19 protein-coding genes are annotated in these 16177 nt (G+C 67.4%); 10 read left to right on the forward strand and 9 right to left on the reverse strand.

From position 1 onward, the window contains the following. Nucleotides 1-19 precede the first annotated feature (19 nt). Both VG502_RS17420 and VG502_RS17425 read right to left on the reverse strand, forming a co-directional pair. A complete protein-coding gene (locus VG502_RS17420; protein ID WP_325551347.1) occupies nucleotides 20-856 on the reverse strand; it encodes an ABC transporter permease in 837 nt (278 codons plus the stop codon). Between the two features lie 3 nt (nucleotides 857-859). Next, nucleotides 860-1798: an ABC transporter ATP-binding protein gene (locus tag VG502_RS17425; RefSeq protein WP_325551348.1), complete on the reverse strand. Its 939-nt coding sequence runs from the start codon at nucleotides 1796-1798 to the stop codon at nucleotides 860-862. A gap of 106 nt (nucleotides 1799-1904) precedes the next feature. Here VG502_RS17425 and VG502_RS17430 point away from each other — a divergent pair, with 106 nt between their 5' ends. Both VG502_RS17430 and VG502_RS17435 read left to right on the forward strand, forming a co-directional pair. Beyond that, entirely contained in the window at nucleotides 1905-2216 is a 312-nt protein-coding gene (locus VG502_RS17430; RefSeq protein WP_325551349.1) for a DUF6703 family protein, read from the forward strand. 5 nt (nucleotides 2217-2221) lie between these two features. Then, on the forward strand, nucleotides 2222-2626 hold the full coding sequence (locus VG502_RS17435; protein ID WP_325551350.1) for a Fur family transcriptional regulator: 405 nt from the start codon (nucleotides 2222-2224) through the stop codon (nucleotides 2624-2626). A gap of 69 nt (nucleotides 2627-2695) precedes the next feature. Here VG502_RS17435 and VG502_RS17440 read toward each other — a convergent pair whose 3' ends face one another. After that, nucleotides 2696-3133 carry a PDDEXK family nuclease gene (locus VG502_RS17440; RefSeq protein ID WP_325551351.1) on the reverse strand — a complete coding sequence of 146 codons (438 nt, stop codon included), beginning with the start codon at nucleotides 3131-3133 and terminating at the stop codon, nucleotides 2696-2698. A 110-nt stretch (nucleotides 3134-3243) separates the two neighbouring features. Here VG502_RS17440 and VG502_RS17445 point away from each other — a divergent pair, with 110 nt between their 5' ends. Together VG502_RS17445 and VG502_RS17450 are read left to right on the forward strand one after the other, a co-directional pair. Then, a complete protein-coding gene (locus tag VG502_RS17445; protein ID WP_325551352.1) occupies nucleotides 3244-3465 on the forward strand; it encodes a hypothetical protein in 222 nt (73 codons plus the stop codon). A gap of 129 nt (nucleotides 3466-3594) precedes the next feature. Beyond that, nucleotides 3595-4992: an MDR family MFS transporter gene (locus VG502_RS17450; RefSeq protein ID WP_325551353.1), complete on the forward strand. Its 1398-nt coding sequence runs from the start codon at nucleotides 3595-3597 to the stop codon at nucleotides 4990-4992. 9 nt (nucleotides 4993-5001) lie between these two features. Here the strand turns inward: VG502_RS17450 and VG502_RS17455 are convergent, their stop codons facing one another. Next, complete coding sequence (locus tag VG502_RS17455; RefSeq protein ID WP_325551354.1) at nucleotides 5002-5775, reverse strand: isoprenyl transferase; 774 nt, start codon at nucleotides 5773-5775, stop codon at nucleotides 5002-5004. Then, a complete protein-coding gene (gene recO, locus VG502_RS17460) occupies nucleotides 5772-6521 on the reverse strand; it encodes a DNA repair protein RecO (RefSeq protein WP_325551355.1) in 750 nt (249 codons plus the stop codon). Before recO ends, VG502_RS17455 begins: the two co-directional genes overlap by 4 nt. Nucleotides 6522-6644: 123 nt before the next feature. Between recO and VG502_RS17465 the strand changes: the two genes are divergently transcribed. The 3 genes from VG502_RS17465 to VG502_RS17475 all read left to right on the forward strand — a co-directional run bounded on the left by VG502_RS17465 (nucleotide 6645) and on the right by VG502_RS17475 (nucleotide 9863). Beyond that, nucleotides 6645-8195: a phytoene desaturase family protein gene (locus VG502_RS17465; protein WP_325551356.1), complete on the forward strand. Its 1551-nt coding sequence runs from the start codon at nucleotides 6645-6647 to the stop codon at nucleotides 8193-8195. 39 nt (nucleotides 8196-8234) lie between these two features. Beyond that, nucleotides 8235-8870 (forward strand): alpha-ketoglutarate-dependent dioxygenase AlkB, encoded by a 636-nt coding sequence (locus tag VG502_RS17470; RefSeq protein WP_325551466.1) that lies wholly within the window; start codon nucleotides 8235-8237, stop codon nucleotides 8868-8870. Nucleotides 8871-9023: 153 nt separating this feature from the next. Further along, nucleotides 9024-9863 carry a serine hydrolase gene (locus VG502_RS17475; protein ID WP_325551357.1) on the forward strand — a complete coding sequence of 280 codons (840 nt, stop codon included), beginning with the start codon at nucleotides 9024-9026 and terminating at the stop codon, nucleotides 9861-9863. A gap of 7 nt (nucleotides 9864-9870) precedes the next feature. Here VG502_RS17475 and VG502_RS17480 read toward each other — a convergent pair whose 3' ends face one another. Beyond that, entirely contained in the window at nucleotides 9871-10401 is a 531-nt protein-coding gene (locus VG502_RS17480) for a hypothetical protein (RefSeq protein WP_325551358.1), read from the reverse strand. A gap of 69 nt (nucleotides 10402-10470) precedes the next feature. On the opposite strand from VG502_RS17480, the gene VG502_RS17485 reads away from it, so the two are divergent. Then, nucleotides 10471-11256, forward strand: coding sequence for a maleylpyruvate isomerase N-terminal domain-containing protein (locus VG502_RS17485; RefSeq protein WP_325551359.1), 786 nt, complete (start codon nucleotides 10471-10473; stop codon nucleotides 11254-11256). A gap of 3 nt (nucleotides 11257-11259) precedes the next feature. Here the strand turns inward: VG502_RS17485 and VG502_RS17490 are convergent, their stop codons facing one another. From VG502_RS17490 to VG502_RS17500, 3 genes are all read right to left on the reverse strand, one after another. Beyond that, nucleotides 11260-11466 (reverse strand): AAA family ATPase, encoded by a 207-nt coding sequence (locus tag VG502_RS17490; protein ID WP_325551360.1) that lies wholly within the window; start codon nucleotides 11464-11466, stop codon nucleotides 11260-11262. Next, on the reverse strand, nucleotides 11463-13211 hold the full coding sequence (leuA, locus tag VG502_RS17495) for a 2-isopropylmalate synthase (protein ID WP_325551361.1): 1749 nt from the start codon (nucleotides 13209-13211) through the stop codon (nucleotides 11463-11465). The genes VG502_RS17490 and leuA overlap by 4 nt, the downstream gene beginning before the upstream one ends. A gap of 222 nt (nucleotides 13212-13433) precedes the next feature. After that, entirely contained in the window at nucleotides 13434-13766 is a 333-nt protein-coding gene (locus tag VG502_RS17500) for a hypothetical protein (RefSeq protein ID WP_325551362.1), read from the reverse strand. A gap of 545 nt (nucleotides 13767-14311) precedes the next feature. Between VG502_RS17500 and VG502_RS17505 the strand changes: the two genes are divergently transcribed. Together VG502_RS17505 and VG502_RS17510 are read left to right on the forward strand one after the other, a co-directional pair. Beyond that, the gene (locus tag VG502_RS17505; protein WP_325551363.1) at nucleotides 14312-15505 is read left to right on the forward strand and encodes a sensor histidine kinase; all 1194 of its coding nucleotides are present in this window, start codon (nucleotides 14312-14314) and stop codon (nucleotides 15503-15505) included. Nucleotides 15506-15528: 23 nt separating this feature from the next. Next, a complete protein-coding gene (locus tag VG502_RS17510) occupies nucleotides 15529-16158 on the forward strand; it encodes a response regulator transcription factor (RefSeq protein ID WP_325551467.1) in 630 nt (209 codons plus the stop codon). Nucleotides 16159-16177 lie beyond the last annotated feature (19 nt).

The raw sequence follows: 16177 nt of genomic DNA on the forward strand, positions 1-16177 counted from the left end.
CAGTCTGCCAGCATCCGGGTCAGACGCGGCTCGTGTCGCGGCGGAAGCGCCATACGGCACCGGCGAAGAAGAGCCCGATCCACAGGACCGCGCTGACCAGCCACATCGGGTCGAACGATCCGCCGAGCATCGGGTAGCGCGCGATCTGCGACAGGCCCCACATGGGAGTGAACGAAGCCACCGTCCGCATGGTGTGGCTCATCACCGCGAGCGGGTAGAAGATGCCGCCCGCGAACGCGAGCAACGAGATGCCCGGGCCGAGGACCTGCATGGCGTTCTCGGAGGGCACGAGGTACCCGACGAAGAGACCGAGCGAGGCGAAGAGGCTGCCGCAGATCCAGGTCAGCACCAGGCTGATCGGCCAGGCGCCGGTGGACATCGAGGCGCCGGTCGACGCACCGATGACGAACACGATGATCACCGGCAGCGCGGCCGTGATCATCGCGGTGATCACCTTGATGCCGATGTATGCCGGGCCGCTGAGCGGTGTCAGGCGCAGCTGCCGGCTCCAGCCCTGTGCCCGCTCGACGGCCACGCCGGCACCGATGGCGCACGATGCGGCGAGGGCGCCGTACAGCGCGAAGCTGATCATCTCGTAGGCCTTGGGATCGAAGTCCGTGCCGGGCCACTGCCCGGACTGCGGGACGCCGAACGCCACGTAGAACGCGATCGGAAGCAGCATCGTGAAGACCAGGGTGCGCTTGTTGCGCAGGACCCGGGCCAGTTCGATGCGCAACAGCCGGGCGTTGAATCCGCCATGCGGGGGGACCTTCCGCTCCAGGTCGATGTGGTCGTCCATGTGGTGGTCGATGTGGTCGGTCGCCGGGACCGCTTGCAGTGCCGTGTGGTCGGTCATCGCTCAGGCTCCTTGCTCGTCGCCGGTGAGGGCGATGAAGGCGTCTTCCAGGCCGCGAGCGGTGATCTCCACGTCGCGGGCGTTGGTGTGGGTGAAGAGATAGCGAGCCACAGCATCGCTGTCCTTCGAATGCAGGGACACCGAATCACCCTGCAACTCAACGGAATCCACGCCGGGTATGCCGGCCAGCTCCCGATCGCTCAGGCCGGTCATCGTGGCCCGGACGGTGCGACCGGTGGCCATCGCCTTGATCTGTGCACCGGTGCCGTCGGCGACGATCTGCCCCTTGCGGACCAGGACGATCCGGTCGGCATACTGATCGGCCTCCTCCAGGTAATGCGTCGCGAAGAGCACCGTGCGGCCGCGTTGCGCGTCCTGGCGGATCGCCGACCAGAAGTCGCGGCGTCCGGTGACGTCCATGCCGGTCGTCGGCTCGTCGAGCACGATGAGTGCGGGGTCGGAGACCAGCGCCATCGCGAAACGCAGTCGCTGCTGCTGACCGCCCGAGCACTTCTGGACGCGGCGGTCGCCGATGTCGGCGATGCCGGCGCGCTCGAGGCATTCCTCGACCGTGCGGGTCTGCACGAAGAGGCTGGCGGTGAGTTCGACCGTCTCACGCACGGTGAGGTCCTTCAGCAGCCCGCCGGACTGCATGACGGCGGCCACGAGGCCGCGGCCGATCGCGTCCCGCGGCTCCATCCCGAACACGCGCGCGCTGCCCGCGCTCGGTGTGGAGAGCCCGAGGATCATGTCGATCGTGGTCGTCTTGCCGGCGCCGTTCGGGCCGAGGAACGCCACGATCTCGCCCTGTTCGACGGTGAGGTCCAGACCGCGCACCGCCTGCACGGCACCGAAACTCTTCTCCAGGCCGGCGAGTTCGATCGCCGGCGCCCCCTGCGGATCCGGGAATTTCGTTGCTCCCGGCTGTTGTGTCGTCATCATGCCGTGAACTCTGCCGCCTCCGGCGTGCTGCGGCCCGTGCCGCGGATCATGACGTGCCCATGACATCGGTCATGGGCACCTTGTTCCGACCGATATCCTGGGATGGATGTCAGCTACTTCCCGCCCGAGCGTCCGAACGTCGCCCCTCCGTGTCCGCATCGAGCACGCCAGCGACCCGCTGCTGCAGCGGATCGCCCGGGGTCCGCGCGCGCTGCCTGCCGTCGTCGTCCTGCTCCTGCTGGTGATCGGCGCAGTCTTCCGCGGCCTCGTCGGCACCGTCTGCTTCGGCCTCTGTGCGCTCGTCGTGGCGTGGCTGCTCTATCTCGCCTGGCCGCGCATCCAGCCGATCGAGCGGATGATGCGCGCCTCGGTGCTGCTCCTTGCCGTTGCGCTCGCCATCGTCAGCACCGGGATGTGATCGCGATGGCAGCCAAGCAACCGGCCCGCCGTACGACCCGCCAGCAGGTGGCGGTCGCCGAGCAGTTGCGCGACCAGGAGGACTTCGTCTCCGCCCAGGAGCTGCACTCCTCACTGAAGGACGGTGGCGAATCCGTCGGCCTGGCAACGGTTTACCGGATCCTGCAGAACATGGCCGCCGATGGCGAGCTGGACGTGCTGCGCGCTCCCGACGGCGAGTCGATCTACCGTCGCTGCAGCACCGGTCACCACCATCACCTCGTATGCCGCCGGTGTGGCCGCGCCGTCGAGGTCGAGGGCCCTCAGGTGGAGCGCTGGGCCGCGGCCGTCAGCGCCGAGCACGGATTCACCCAGGTCGAGCACACCGTGGAGATCTTCGGCGTCTGCGCCGAGTGTGCCGCGAAGGCCTGAGCCGCGGCATCGGCATTTCCCGATGCCAAACGTGAGCTATGGCTCACCTGTGGCATAGGACAACTCCGGCTAGCGGCGGCACAGGGCGTCATACGTATGGCGAACCTGCTGCATGAACCGATCCTGAGCAATCCGGAAACCGATGACCGGGATGCGCAGCACCCGCTCACCCGCGACAACTCGATCGTTGTCTCGTAAGGCGTCATCGATCGGGTTCAGCGCGAGTGCGTGATGTCCGCCGTCGATCTCAACGACCAGCCCGACTTCGTCCCACGAGATATCGAGGTAGACGCGGCCACCGGCGCCGGTTCGCACCGACTGATGCGACGGTGCAGGCAACCCCGCCCGGCGCGCCATCCGGGTGAAGTCCAGCTCTCCGAGCGACTGAGCTCCGTTGGTGACGTCGGTGACGATCGCATCCAGGAACCGCCGCTTGTGCGAGCGTCGGACACCGCGCCACGCCAACTCGAGGCGCGCCGCACTGATCAGCCGCTGCTGGGTCGGCAAGCGGACAACAACGCGCTCGCACCGTCGAGGCGTGCTCCTGCCCCACTTTCCCAGACTGCCCGCCAATGCAATGCCTCGGTGCTCAACACCGGGGTGTCGATCGCAACCGTATGGCGGCCCGCTCGGAACCACCGACCCGCAGCGATCTCGTCGCGGACGGCAAACCGACCGATCCCGTGGTACGCGAGCTCCCGGCGATGCACGACGCCACCGTGACCCGCAGCGAGCTCAGCGGCAATCGCCCGGCGCACCGCACCGGCGGGCGGCGGGCGACCGCCGACGCCTTCACGAGCAGTGCGGTTGTCGACCATTCGAAGATCTTGCCCGACTGAGCGGAGATGCCGCGGATGCCCTGTGGACGGCCACCTTCCACCGACTTTTCCCGATGCCAGACGTGAGCTATGGCTCACTCCTGGCATGGGGCAACGGATTCATTGTGGTTACCTGGACGGGTGCCATCGATGAGGCGGGACCACCGCACGCCCGTGCTGGTCGCCCTGGTCCTCAGTATGGCGCTGGTCGCGATGGACACCACGATCGTGGCGACCGCGATCCCGCAGGTCGTCGGCGATCTCGGCGGGATCGACGAGGTGGGCTGGATCTTCTCGGTCTACCTGCTCGCGCAGACCGTGACGATCCCGATCTACGGAAAGCTGGCCGACCTCTACGGCCGCAAGCCGATCCTGGTGTTCGGCGTCGTGGTCTTCCTCACCGGCTCCGCACTCTCGGCCGCGTCGTGGAACATGGTGGCGCTGATCGGGTTTCGGGCCCTGCAGGGACTGGGCGCGGGATCGATCGGCGCCACGGTCAACACCGTCGCCGGCGACATGTACACCGTGGAGGAACGTGGCCGGATCCAGGGCTACCTGTCCAGTGTCTGGGGCATTTCCGCAGTGGTCGCCCCGGCCGTCGGCGGCCTCTTCGCGCAGTACGCCTCCTGGCGGTGGATCTTCCTGATCAACCTGCCCATCGGCGCGCTCGCCCTGGTGCTGATCGTCCGCGGGTTGCACGAGGACGTCGTTCGCCGGCGGCATCGCATCGACTACGCCGGCGCAAGCCTGGTGCTGCTGTCCATCGGCCTGCTCATCCTGGGGCTGCTCGAAGGTGGGTCCACCTGGGCCTGGGACTCCGCCGGCAGCATCATCACCTTCGCCGTCGCGCTCGTCGCCGGCATCGCCGCGGTGCTGGTCGAGCGCCGTGCCGACGAACCGATGCTGCCGACCTGGCTGTGGACCCGGCGACTCACCGTGGCGACCTACGCAGCCACGGCGACGGCGGGCATGATCGTCATCGGGCTCTCGGTCTACCTGCCCAACTGGGGGCAACAGGTGCTGGGGCTCTCCCCCGTCGCCGCGGGCTTCATGGCCGCGTCGATGAGTATGACGTGGCCGGTCACCTCCGCCTACTCCGCGCGGCTCTACCTGCGTATCGGGTTCCGTGACACGGCGCTGATCGGGGCGCTGATCGCGGTGGCAGCAGGAACAGGGCTGTCGTTACTGCACGCGGATGCTCCGGTGTGGCAGCCGGTCCTTTGCACCGCGGGGATGGGTGCGGGCATGGGGTTGTTGTTCACCCCGCTGATCGTCGGCCTGCAGAACACCGTCGGCTGGTCCCAGCGCGGCACGATCACCGGCGGCACGATGTTCTCCCGGTTCCTCGGGCAGAGCCTCGGCGCTGCGGCATACGGCGCCGCGTTCAATGCGGGTCTACGCGCGAATCACCATGCGTCGCAAGCGATTCGGGTGCATGAGTCGACCCACATCGTGTTCCTCGGGTTGCTCATCGCCGCGGTGATCACAGCCGCGCTGCTGGTCGCCTTCGTGCCCCGGCGCTTCCCGCCGGCACCGGCCGACCGGTGATGCGCTGAGTCAGCCCTTCGCGGCGTCAATCGCGCCACCGAAGCGCCGGTCCCGCTCCGCGTAGATCTGTATGGCGCGCCACAGGTCGCGCCGGTCGAAGTCCGGCCAGAGCGTGTCGAGGAAGACCATCTCGGCATACGCCGACTGCCAGAGCATGAAGTTGCTGGTGCGCTGCTCCCCCGACGACCGCACGAACAGGTCGACGTCGGGCATGTCCGGCCAGGTGAGGTTGCGCGCGATCGTCTTCTCACTGATCGAGGACGCCTTGAGCTTGCCGGCCTGCACCTGCTCGGCGATCCGGCGGGTGGCGTCGGCGATCTCGGCGCGCCCGCCGTAGTTGACGCACATCTGCAGCGTCATCACGGTGTTGCCGGCGGTGATCTCCTCGGCGCGCTGCAACTCCCTGAGCACCGAACGCCACAACCGCGGGCGTTGCCCCGACCAGCGGCAGCGCACCCCCCAGGAGTGCAGCAGGTCCACGCGGCGCCGGATGACGTCCCGGTTGAAGCCCATCAGGAAGCGCACCTCGTCGGGCGAGCGGCGCCAGTTCTCGGTCGAGAACATGTATGCCGACAGGTTCTTCACACCCGCGTCGATGCACCCGGCGATGACGTCGATCAGCTGCGCCTCGCCGGCCTCGTGGCCCCTGGTGCGGGGCAGGCCGCGCTGGTTGGCCCACCGGCCGTTGCCGTCCATGACCATCGCGATGTGCTGCGGCACGAGCTCGGCGGGTATGACGGGAGGCGTCGCCCCGCTGGGGTGCGCGAAAGGTCGCTCGGTCATCGGGTTGCTTCCACACTCGAGGTCCGGTCCACGAGACGCAACGATCTCACGCCGCGCTCCAGGTGCCACTGCACGTATGCCGCAGTCAGCCCACTGGCCTCCCGGCGGGCTCCCGAACTGCTCGCGTCGGCGACCGTCCAGTCACCGGTCAGCAATGCCGCGAGCAGCGCGAACGTCTCCGGGTGCGGCGCCGAACTGCCCGGTGTGCGGCACGAATAACACACGGCACCACCGGAGGCCAGGTTGAACGCACGCTGCGGGCCGGCCGCTCCGCAGCCCGCGCAATCGACGAAGCTGGGCGCCCACCCGGCGATCGCGACGGCGCGCAGCAGGTAGGAGTCGAGCACCAGGGTCGGCTCGTGCTCACGGTGTGCCAGCGACGCCAGCGCACCCGCGAGCAGGTTGAACTGCTGTGGCACCGCCTCGCGCTCCTCGACCAGCCGCTCGGCCGTCTCCAGCATCGCGGTCGCCGCGGTGAAGGCGCCGTAGTCGTGGACCAGGCGCTCGCCATACGGGGCGATGATCTCCGCCTGGGTGACGGTGTCGAGCGAACGGCCTTCGTAGCACTGCAGATCGACGATCATCCCGGGCTCGAGGCGCGCGCCGAACTTGGACTTGGTGCGACGCACCCCCTTGGCGACGGCCCGGATCTCGCCACGACCGCGCGTGAGCATGGTGACGATGCGATCGGTCTCCCCCAGCTTGTGGGTGCGCAGCACGATGCCGACGTCGCGATAGGTAGCCATGACCGCTCCATTGTCCCCGATGCCCGCGGGAACCACGCACAGGCGCGCGGCTTTGAGGTGGCCGAGGAGCGAGGGACGAGCGTCTCGAGGTCCCGCACCCACTTCCGGCCATACTCTTGCGTCATGTCACGCACTCGGTATGACGTCATCGTCGTCGGCGGCGGTCACAACGGCCTCACCGCGGCGGCCTACCTGGCGCGCGCCGGCAAGTCAGTGCTGTTGCTGGAGCGCCAGCCACACCTCGGCGGGGCGTCGGTGTCGGCGGACGCCTTCCCGGGGATGGGCGCGCACCTGTCCCGCTACTCCTATCTGGTCAGCCTCCTCCCCCGGCAGGTCATCGACGATCTCGGCTTGCAAATCTCGTTGAAGCGCAGGCGCTTTGCGTCATACACCCCGGTGCCGGGTGGCGACCACGGACTGCTCGTGGACCACGGTGACGCGGCAGCCACCGCGGCATCCTTCGAGGCGATCGGCGCCGGTGGCGACGTCGCCGGCTGGGACGAGTTCTACGGACGCGCCGGACGGTTGGCACAGGCCCTGTGGCCGACGGTCACCGAGCCGCTGCAGCGCGCGACGGATGTCGCCCGGGCGATCGGCGACGAGTCGATCGTGCGCGACTTCCTGCAGCGTCCGCTGGGGGAAGCGATCGAGGCCGGCGTCCAGCACGACCTGGTCCGTGGCGTGATCCTGACCGACGGGCTGATCTCCACCTTCGCGAGCGCGCACAACACCGACCTGCAGCAGAACGTCTGCTTCCTCTACCACGTGATCGGCGGCGGCACCGGCGACTGGGACGTGCCGGTCGGCGGGATGGGCGCGGTGTCCGGGGCACTCGAGAAGGCCGCTCGTGACGCCGGCGCGCAGCTGCGCACCGACTGCGAGGTGACCGGCGTCGAGGACGGCGTGGTCCGCTGGCGGCACCGCGACGACGAGGATGTCGCCGGCGCCGGCCAGGTCCTCTGGGCCGCGGCGCCCGGTGTGCTCGACGCGTTGCGCGGCCGGACGGCCGGTCCCGCCGAGGGCGCCCAGGTCAAGGTCAACCTGCTGCTGAGCCGGCTGCCGAAACTGCGCGAGACGAGCGTCGACCCGGCCGCCGCGTTCGGCGGGACATTCCACATCAACGAGACGTACTCCGGCCTCGAAACTGCTTACCAACAGGCACTTTCCGGCCAGGTCCCGTCACCGATGCCGGCCGAGATCTACTGCCATTCGCTGACCGACCCGAGCATCCTGTCGCCGCAACTGCAGCAGTCCGGTGCGCACACGCTCACTGTCTTCTCACTGCAGACGCCCGACCGGTTGCTGAGCGGCGGCGACGCCGAAAGGGACCGCCTCCAGCGCGCGGTGCTCGACTCCCTGTCCAGCGTGCTCGCCGAGCCCATCGAGGACGTCGTGCTCGCCGACGCCGACGGCAAGCCCTGCGTCGAGACCAAGACCACCCGCGATCTGCAGGACGTCCTGCGTATGCCGGGAGGCAACATCTTCCACGGGCCCCTCTCCTGGCCCTGGGCGACCGCCGACGAGCCGCTCGAAACGCCCGCCCAGCGCTGGGGCGTCGCCACTGCCGACGACGGGATCCTGCTGGCCGGAGCGGGATCCCGGCGCGGCGGCGGGGTCAGTGCGCTCGGCGGCTACCACGCCGCGCGCGCAACACTGGAGATGACAAAGGACTAGACATTTGTTCGAAGCGCTGCCTACTCTGGCGTGGTGAACATGGCATTGCAGGGATCGCTGCTCGACCAGGTCGACGAGATCGGCCTGCGACCGCTGGCCGGGGCGATCCGCCGGGTGGAGCTCACCCGCGGTGCATGGATCGACCTGCGGCCCGGCTGGCTCACCGGGGCCGACGAGCTCTTCACCCGATTGTCGCTCGGCGGCAGTGCCGGGGTCGAGTGGCAGGGCGAGCGACGGCAGATGTACGACCGCGAAGTGGCCACGCCGCGGTTGCTGCGCTTCTACCACCAGCATGAGACCCTTCCGGATCCCGTACTGACCCAAGCGCGTTCGGCGCTGTCGGCGCATTATGCGGACGAGCTCGGCGAGCCGTTCACCACCGCCGGCATGTGCCTCTACCGCGATGGCCGCGACTCGGTCGCCTGGCACGGCGATCGGATCGGCCGGTCCAGCACTCAGGACACGATGGTCGCGATCGTCTCGATCGGCCAGCCACGTACCTTCGCGATGCGCCCGGTCGGCGGCGGCGCATCGATCCGGCACACCATCGGGCACGGCGACCTGATCGTCATGGGCGGTTCGGCACAGCGGACCTGGGAGCACGCCATACCGAAGACCAGCAAGCCGGTCGGCCCGCGGATCAGCATCCAGTTCCGGCCGTATGACGTCCGCTGAGCTCCACGGAGCATTCGGCGCCGAGTCGCACACGTAATGCCGAGTCGCACACCTGCAGATGTGCGACTCGGCATTAAGTGTGCGACTCGGCCGGTCGGACGCAATATCCGCGAGCGACCGGCCCCGGAGGTCCTGACCGACTACAGTCCGCGCATGAGCGACTCCCCCATGACCCGCCGCCTGCTCGTCGGTGGCGGGCTCGCGACCGCCGGCGCCGCATTCCTCGGCACCTCGACCGCCAACGCTGCCGCCCTGACATCGGCCCAGCTGACGACGAAACTGAAGTCGTACCAAGCCAGTCGGGGCGGCACGTTCAGCGTCGCGCTCTACGACCGGCGCAATCACACGACATTCAGCTATCAGAGCACGTGGCGCAATGAGACCCTCAGCATCGTCAAGGTGCTGATCATGGCGACCGTCCTGCGTCGTTGCCAGGAGCGCAGGGTCAACCTGACCTCGACGCAGGTCTCGCAGGCCTACGCGATGATGACGCGCAGCGACAACACCGCCGCCAATGCGCTCCTGACCTGGGCCGGCGTGTCCAACGTGCGCCGAGTCGCGGCGCTCTATGGCATGACGAGCACCGTCATACAGGGCGGGACCACTGCGGGTGCGAGCAACTGGTGGGGCTACTCGACCACCACGGCGCGCGACCAGATCGTCCTGATGACCGGCATCATCTGGGGCACTACGGTGATCTCCGTGGCCAATCGGGACTACCTGAAACGTCTGATGGCACAAGTGATTTCGTCGCAGCGATGGGGTGTGTGCGCGCCGCCGCTGCCAACGAGCAACGCATGGAACACCAAGAACGGCTGGGGTCCACGCACCGGTGGCTACCGGCTGAACTCTGTCGGCCACATCTACGGCAATGCCCGCAATTACAACGCGGTGATCCTGAGCAGGGCGCCGCAGGGCTTCTACTACGGCCGGGACACCGTCAATGGGGTCTCGAAGATCCTCTACTCCGCCATGGCGGAGCCGCTGCGCTGAGCTGGTGTCAGGAGCCCGCGACCGACGCGATGACGATGATGGCGACCACGATCAGCAGCAGGATGGCGAAGAAGCCGAGGAAGATGCCTTTGCCGCCACGCTTCTGCTTGGTCGGGCCCATCGCGCCCTTCAGGAACTGGATCATCGGTGCCGCGTAGAAAACCGGCACCGACTGGCCGGGCTGGACGTCGACGTCGTACGACGCCTGCCCGTATTTCACGATCCACGTCGCGTACGCGCTGACCGTGTGTCGCCCGGCAGGAACCGGCAGCCTGTTGAGGCCGTATGACGCCGGCACCGGATAACCGTCGATCTGCACCTGCGGGGTCAGCATGTTGGACGTCAGAGCACTGCCCTGCAGGGTCAACTCGATGGTCCCCTCCGGTCCGAACCGGCCCTGCTGTTGATAACCCGGTTGTGGATAGCCCGGTTGCTGATAACCAGGTTGTTGGTACCCCTGCGGTTGCTGTTGGTAGCCCTGCGGCGGAGCGCCGGGTGTCTGCCACGGATTGTTCGACGGGTCCCCTGGTTGTGTCATGCCCGAGAGCTTAGAGGCCTGCGATATCCGGTCGCGAGTTGTCCGCAGGCAGCTCTACTGTCCTTCGGTATGACGACTCCCGATTTCCTGACCACCATTCGCGACGAATCGGCCCGGTTCCGGGCAGCGCTCGCCGAGTGCCCCGACCGCCCGGTGCCGACGTGTCCCGACTGGTCGACCGATGATCTGCTGTGGCACCTGGCCGAGGTGCAGTGGTTCTGGGGCACGATCGTGTCCGAGAACGTCTCCGAACCCGACGGACTCCAGCACCCGCAGCGGCCCGAGGGGCGCGAAGCCACACTGGCCGCCTTCGACGACGCCAGTCGAGCACTGCAGGAAACGCTGCGGGACACGCCGGCCGACGAAGAGCGATGGATGTGGACGGTCGACGCGTCGCTGCACAGCGCCGGCTACATCCTCCGCCGCCAGGCGCATGAAGCATTGATCCACCGTGTGGATGCGGAACTCACTGCGGACATTGATGTTTCGGCCGTCGACGCCGATCTTGCCGCCGACGGTATCGACGAGGTCGTGGACGTGATGTACGGCCGCGACCACCCGCTGGTCACGTTCGCGCCGACCCAGGATCGGGTCGTCGAGCTGGTCGCCACTGACGCCGACCGTCGCTGGGTGCTGCAGCTCGGCCGGGAGACCGCCTCGATCGACGGTGAGGAGATCGACGACGCCAACTTCCGCCCTGCGCCGAATGCCACTGTGACCGCAACGATTTCGGGCACCGCCGCAGACCTCGACCTGTGGCTCTGGAACCGTCCCACCCATGGCGACCTCGCCCGCGCCGGCGACCAGGCGACCCTCGCTGCGATGGACGAGGTGCTCGCCGAGGGCATGCAGTAGGAACTACTCGCTTTCGAGGTGCGTCTCAATGATCCGCAACGCGAGCGAGCGCCCGAGCTCGGCGGTCTCTTCCCATGGACCGCCGAGCATCGAGCGCAACACATCGATGTCGAGATTGAGCGTGCCGGGACGAGCAGCGACATACTCACGGGCGAGCGTCGACTTGCCGACGCCCGGAAGCCCGTTCAGCAGGATGAGCCGCGGACTCAACCCGCCAGCGCCGCGTCGCGTTCGGCGCGGTTGACCGCGGACAGGATCGCCGTCAGCGACGCCTTCACGATCGAACTGTGCACCCCGACGCCCCAGATCACCCGGTCGCCGATCGCGCACTCGAGGTATGCCGCAGCGCTCGCGTCACCACCGGTCGACAGGGTGTGCTCGGCGTAGTCCAGCACCCGCACGTCGACGTCGATCGTCGACAGCGCGGCGGTGAAGGCGTCGATCGGGCCGTTGCCCTCACCCTCGACGGTGATCTGCTCGCCGTGATCGGTCATCACCGCGACGATGCGATCGCGACCGTCCTCGCTGCTCTCGAGGGTGTGCGTGATCGGCCGGAACCGACCCCACGCCGACTCGCCCTCGCCGGTGCTCGGCAGGTATTCGTCCTGGAACGCCTGCCACAAGCGCTCGGCCGTGACCTCGCCACCGATCGTGTCGGTGTGCTTCTGCACCACGGCGCTGAATTCGATCTGCAGCCGGCGCGGCAGGTCCAGCTGGTGCTCGGTCTTCAACAGGTAGGCGACGCCGCCCTTGCCGGATTGGCTGTTGACGCGTACGACCGCCTCGTAGGAGCGCCCCACGTCGTGCGGATCGATCGGCAGGTAGGGCACGCCCCAGACGAGGTCGTTGATCTTCTTGCCGGTCTCCGCCTCCTGGCGGTGCATGTCGGCGAAGCCCTTGTTGATGGCGTCCTGGTGCGAGCCGGAGAACGCGGTGAAGACCAGGTCGCCGCCATACGGGTGACGCTCGTGCACCGGCAACTGGTTGCAGTGCTCGACGGTCCGCCGCACCTCGTCGATGTTGGAGAAGTCGATCTGTGGGTCGATGCCCTGGCTGAACATGTTCAGGCCCAGGGTGACCAGGTCGACGTTGCCGGTGCGCTCGCCGTTGCCGAAGAGGCAGCCCTCGATGCGGTCGGCGCCGGCCTGGTAACCGAGTTCGGCTGCGGCGACACCGGTTCCGCGGTCGTTGTGCGGGTGCAGGCTGAGCATGACCGACTCGCGGCGGTTCAGGTGGGCCGACATCCACTCGATGGAGTCGGCGTAGACGTTCGGGGTCGCCATCTCGACCGTCGCCGGCAGGTTGATGATCATCTGGTGATCCGGGGTCGGATCGATGATCTCGATGACCTCGTTGCAGATGCGCGCCGCGAACTCCAGCTCGGTGCCGGTGTAGGACTCGGGCGAGTACTGGAAGTAGACGTCGGTCTCCGGGACCGTCTCCTCCAGCTTCTTCACCAACCGCGCGGCCTGGGTCGCGATGTCGACGATGCCGTCCTCGCCCATGCCGAACACGACGCGCCGCTGCAGGATGCTGGTGGAGTTGTAGAAGTGGACGATCGCCTGCTTGGCGCCGCGGATCGCGTCGAAGGTGCGCTCGATCAGCTGGTCACGGCACTGGGTCAGCACCTGGATCGTCACGTCGTCGGGGATGTGGCCGCCGTCGATCAGCAGGCGCACGAAGTCGTAGTCGGTCTGGCTGGCACTGGGGAAACCGACCTCGATCTCCTTGTAACCCATGCGCACGAGCAGCTCGAACATCCGCATCTTGCGCTCGGCGTTCATCGGGTCGATGAGGGCCTGGTTGCCGTCCCGCAGGTCGACCGCGCACCAGCGCGGGGCCTTGGTGATGATCTTGTCCGGCCAGTGGCGGTCGGGGAGCTCGACCTTGATCTGCTCGTGGAACGGCACATATTTGCCGGTCGGCATGGAGGTCGGCTGCTGAGGGTGCTTCATGTCTCGCCTTCTTGGTGGGTGCTGGGCTTCGGCCCGGGCAGCAAGCACTCCGCGGCGAGGACGGCCGAATCAGGCCTCGCCGCGGCAGCCAAGAAGGAGGTTGTATGCCGCACGCACGTCCCGGATTTTACGGCACGAAGCGCGGCCGTGTCCATGAGACGGACGCTACGTCCAGTAGATGGACTGCCGGGTCATCACCCGGCAAGGCGGCGCAGCCGCTGGTCATGCAGCGAACTGGTGACCGACGTTCACTCGACCATCGGACGACAGGGTCATGCAATCGAAGCCGGCAGCCACTCGTTCACCGTCGGCGTTCGTCACGTCCCAATTGACGCGCACGGCACCACGATGGTTGGTGACGGTACGTACCGACCGGAGCTTCTGCTGACCGGCGTCGGCCTCCTGCGCGTATGCATCGGTGATGCGCGCGTAGATCTCGTCGTGTCCCACGGACTTCTCGGCGCGGGCGAAATGCTGCGCCTGGTCCGCGAAGACCTTCTCGACCTTCACACGACGTGCGACATCGTCCGACTCGTTCCAGATGTCAATGTACATATCGGCGAGAGTTTTCAAATCAGCCACTTAATGTCCTTTCACTGACTAGTTGTTGGAGTCTGAATGTAAATCGTGTACGCATTGCCGAGTTTATCGATCGCCTCGTGATATCGCGAGTCGCCGGCGCCGCGAAGCCGAGCGCTCGATACGCGGTTTCCCGCCCGGTCGTGCCACCGGAAATGTGCGGCAGCAGCCTTCTGACCTGGGATTTTGCCACGGTGGACGCAGCAGGGCGTTCGCTCGCGCCACACGGAGAGTGTCGCAGAGTGTCAATGAGCGTGCTCAAACTCACAGCGATAGTTACGCCTGAAGGAGCGTTGACGACGACTCGCAAATTGTACGTGCCGAAAGGGCACTTCTCCACAGGGAACACAATGTGACCTGCGTCATGCAATCCCTGGATTCCAGCCGTTGTGGGCCAGGTCACGAATCGTCCGTTCGAGGCACCTTCCGGCTGCGATTCATCACTTCGCGACGCACCTGTGTCGCCATACGTACAACCTGCGAACGATGTCGTGCCCGCAAGCTTCGGCCACACTGGACCCATGCCACAGATCTGGGAGCAGGGCCGACCCACGCGTCGACAGCTGATCTTCGATCTCACCTCCGCAGCGGCGTTCGCGTTGTTGATCGGCGTTGTCTATGCGCAGGTCGACCTCGCCCAACTGGGTGTGGTCCTCGTGCTGGCAGCGGCGTTGGCGGTACGCCGCCTCAGTCTGCCCGCGATGGTGCTACTCGGGACCGTCGCCGCCGTGATCCAGTTCGCCAACCCGTCGTGGTCGGTGCAATTGTTCGTCGCCGACGTGGCGTATGCCGCGCTGTTCTTCGTCCTCGGGGCTCACCCGCGGCTGCCGGTGCGACGGTTCGGGGCGATCGCGGCCGGGACCGGCTGCGCCATACTGCTCGTCTGGATGGCGACGCTCGTCGACACCGGCAGCTCGATGAAGTCGCGGGTCTTCGCCGCCGTGGCCGTCACCGCCGTGGCGGCCCTGGTCTGCGGCGGCGGTTGGATGGGCGGCTACCTGCGGTTGCAACGACGCCGGTCCATCCAGGCCGAGCTCGATCGCATCGAGCGACGCCGACTCGCCGAGAGTTACGAGCACGAGTTGCAACGCAGCCGGATCGCCGCCGACATGCACGACATCGTCGCGCACTCGTGGGCGGTCGTGGCGGCGCAGGCCGACGGTGCGCGCTACACGCTCCGTGCGAGCCCCGACGCGGCGGAACAAGCACTCGAGGTCATCGCCGAGACCGCTCGGTCGACCATCGCCGATCTGCGCACGATCCTCGCCGAGCTTCGGGACAACGATGCCGAAAGATCAACACCCGGCTACGAGCAGCACGAACGACTCATGCAGCGAATGCGCCTGACCGGCATGCAGATTCAGGATGAACGCATCGGCCAGGCGCCCAACTCCTCGCTCATCGCGCTGACGGCCTACCGCCTCCTCAGCGAGTCGCTCACCAACGCGCTCAAGCACGGCGACCTGCGCGAGCCGGTCCGCGTCCAGCAGGACTGGACGAGCGGTTACCGGCTGCGCGTCGTCAATGTCATCGGCACACCCGGTGATGGCACCGGGCACGGCATCGTCGGCATGATGGAGCGGGCGGCCATCTCCGGCGGCCACCTCGAGTCACGACAGCGCGGCCGCGACTGGGTGGTCGACTGCGCCATACCCGATCCACAACGCAGTGACATTCATGCAGAACACGACGCCAAGGAGTCCGCGGACACGTGACGAACTCACCCATCCGGGTCGCAATGATCGACGACCAGGCGCTCTTCCGCAGCGGACTCGGCCTCGTCATCGGCAGCCAGCCCGATCTGACCCTCGTGGGCGAAGCGGCCGACGGCGCCGACGCACTCGATCTCGTGGAACGCACCTCACCCGACGTCGTGCTGATGGACGTCCGTATGCCGCAGGTCGACGGCGTGACCGCGACCCGCACCGTGTGCGAGAAGTTGGGCGAGGCAGCACCGAAAGTGTTGGTGCTGACCACCTTCGACCTCGACGCAGCAGTGGCGGACGCCATCGACGCCGGTGCCAGTGGCTTCCTGCTCAAGGACGCGCAGCCCGAGTTCCTCCTCGGCGCGATCCGCGCGGTCGCGGCCGGCAGCCAGGTCGTCGCGGCCAGCGCGACCAAGTCGCTCTTCGAGCGGTTCCGCAGCAACCAGAGCAGGACTCCCGGGCGCGAGTACGAGCAGCTCACCGCGCGCGAGCGGGAGATCATGCTGCGTGCGGCACAGGGTATGTCGAACGCCGAAATCGCCTCCGCCGAATACCTTTCCGAGGCAACCGTCAAGACGCACATGTCCCGGATCCTGGCCAAGCTGCAACTGCGCGACCGGGTGCAACTCGTCGTCTACTGCTACGAGCACGGCCTTCTCTGACGCCACGAGATGTATGGCG

Origin of the sequence: Flexivirga sp. (assembly GCF_035551235.1) — a bacterium.
GTDB lineage: Bacteria > Actinomycetota > Actinomycetes > Actinomycetales > Dermatophilaceae > Flexivirga.

Coding starts and splice junctions, on each gene's coding strand:
- VG502_RS17430 (WP_325551349.1), top strand. CDS start 1,905: ATGTCAGCTACTTCCCGCCCGAGCGTCCGAACGTCGCCCCTCCGTGTC.
- VG502_RS17465 (WP_325551356.1), top strand. CDS start 6,645: ATGTCACGCACTCGGTATGACGTCATCGTCGTCGGCGGCGGTCACAAC.
- recO (WP_325551355.1), bottom strand. CDS start 6,521: ATGGCTACCTATCGCGACGTCGGCATCGTGCTGCGCACCCACAAGCTG.
- VG502_RS17420 (WP_325551347.1), bottom strand. CDS start 856: ATGACCGACCACACGGCACTGCAAGCGGTCCCGGCGACCGACCACATC.
- VG502_RS17455 (WP_325551354.1), bottom strand. CDS start 5,775: ATGACCGAGCGACCTTTCGCGCACCCCAGCGGGGCGACGCCTCCCGTC.
- VG502_RS17510 (WP_325551467.1), top strand. CDS start 15,529: ATGATCGACGACCAGGCGCTCTTCCGCAGCGGACTCGGCCTCGTCATC.
- VG502_RS17445 (WP_325551352.1), top strand. CDS start 3,244: ATGGCGGCCCGCTCGGAACCACCGACCCGCAGCGATCTCGTCGCGGAC.
- VG502_RS17505 (WP_325551363.1), top strand. CDS start 14,312: ATGCCACAGATCTGGGAGCAGGGCCGACCCACGCGTCGACAGCTGATC.
- VG502_RS17435 (WP_325551350.1), top strand. CDS start 2,222: ATGGCAGCCAAGCAACCGGCCCGCCGTACGACCCGCCAGCAGGTGGCG.
- VG502_RS17450 (WP_325551353.1), top strand. CDS start 3,595: ATGAGGCGGGACCACCGCACGCCCGTGCTGGTCGCCCTGGTCCTCAGT.
- VG502_RS17470 (WP_325551466.1), top strand. CDS start 8,235: ATGGCATTGCAGGGATCGCTGCTCGACCAGGTCGACGAGATCGGCCTG.
- VG502_RS17485 (WP_325551359.1), top strand. CDS start 10,471: ATGACGACTCCCGATTTCCTGACCACCATTCGCGACGAATCGGCCCGG.
- VG502_RS17475 (WP_325551357.1), top strand. CDS start 9,024: ATGAGCGACTCCCCCATGACCCGCCGCCTGCTCGTCGGTGGCGGGCTC.
- VG502_RS17500 (WP_325551362.1), bottom strand. CDS start 13,766: ATGTACATTGACATCTGGAACGAGTCGGACGATGTCGCACGTCGTGTG.
- VG502_RS17425 (WP_325551348.1), bottom strand. CDS start 1,798: ATGATGACGACACAACAGCCGGGAGCAACGAAATTCCCGGATCCGCAG.
- leuA (WP_325551361.1), bottom strand. CDS start 13,211: ATGAAGCACCCTCAGCAGCCGACCTCCATGCCGACCGGCAAATATGTG.
- VG502_RS17480 (WP_325551358.1), bottom strand. CDS start 10,401: ATGACACAACCAGGGGACCCGTCGAACAATCCGTGGCAGACACCCGGC.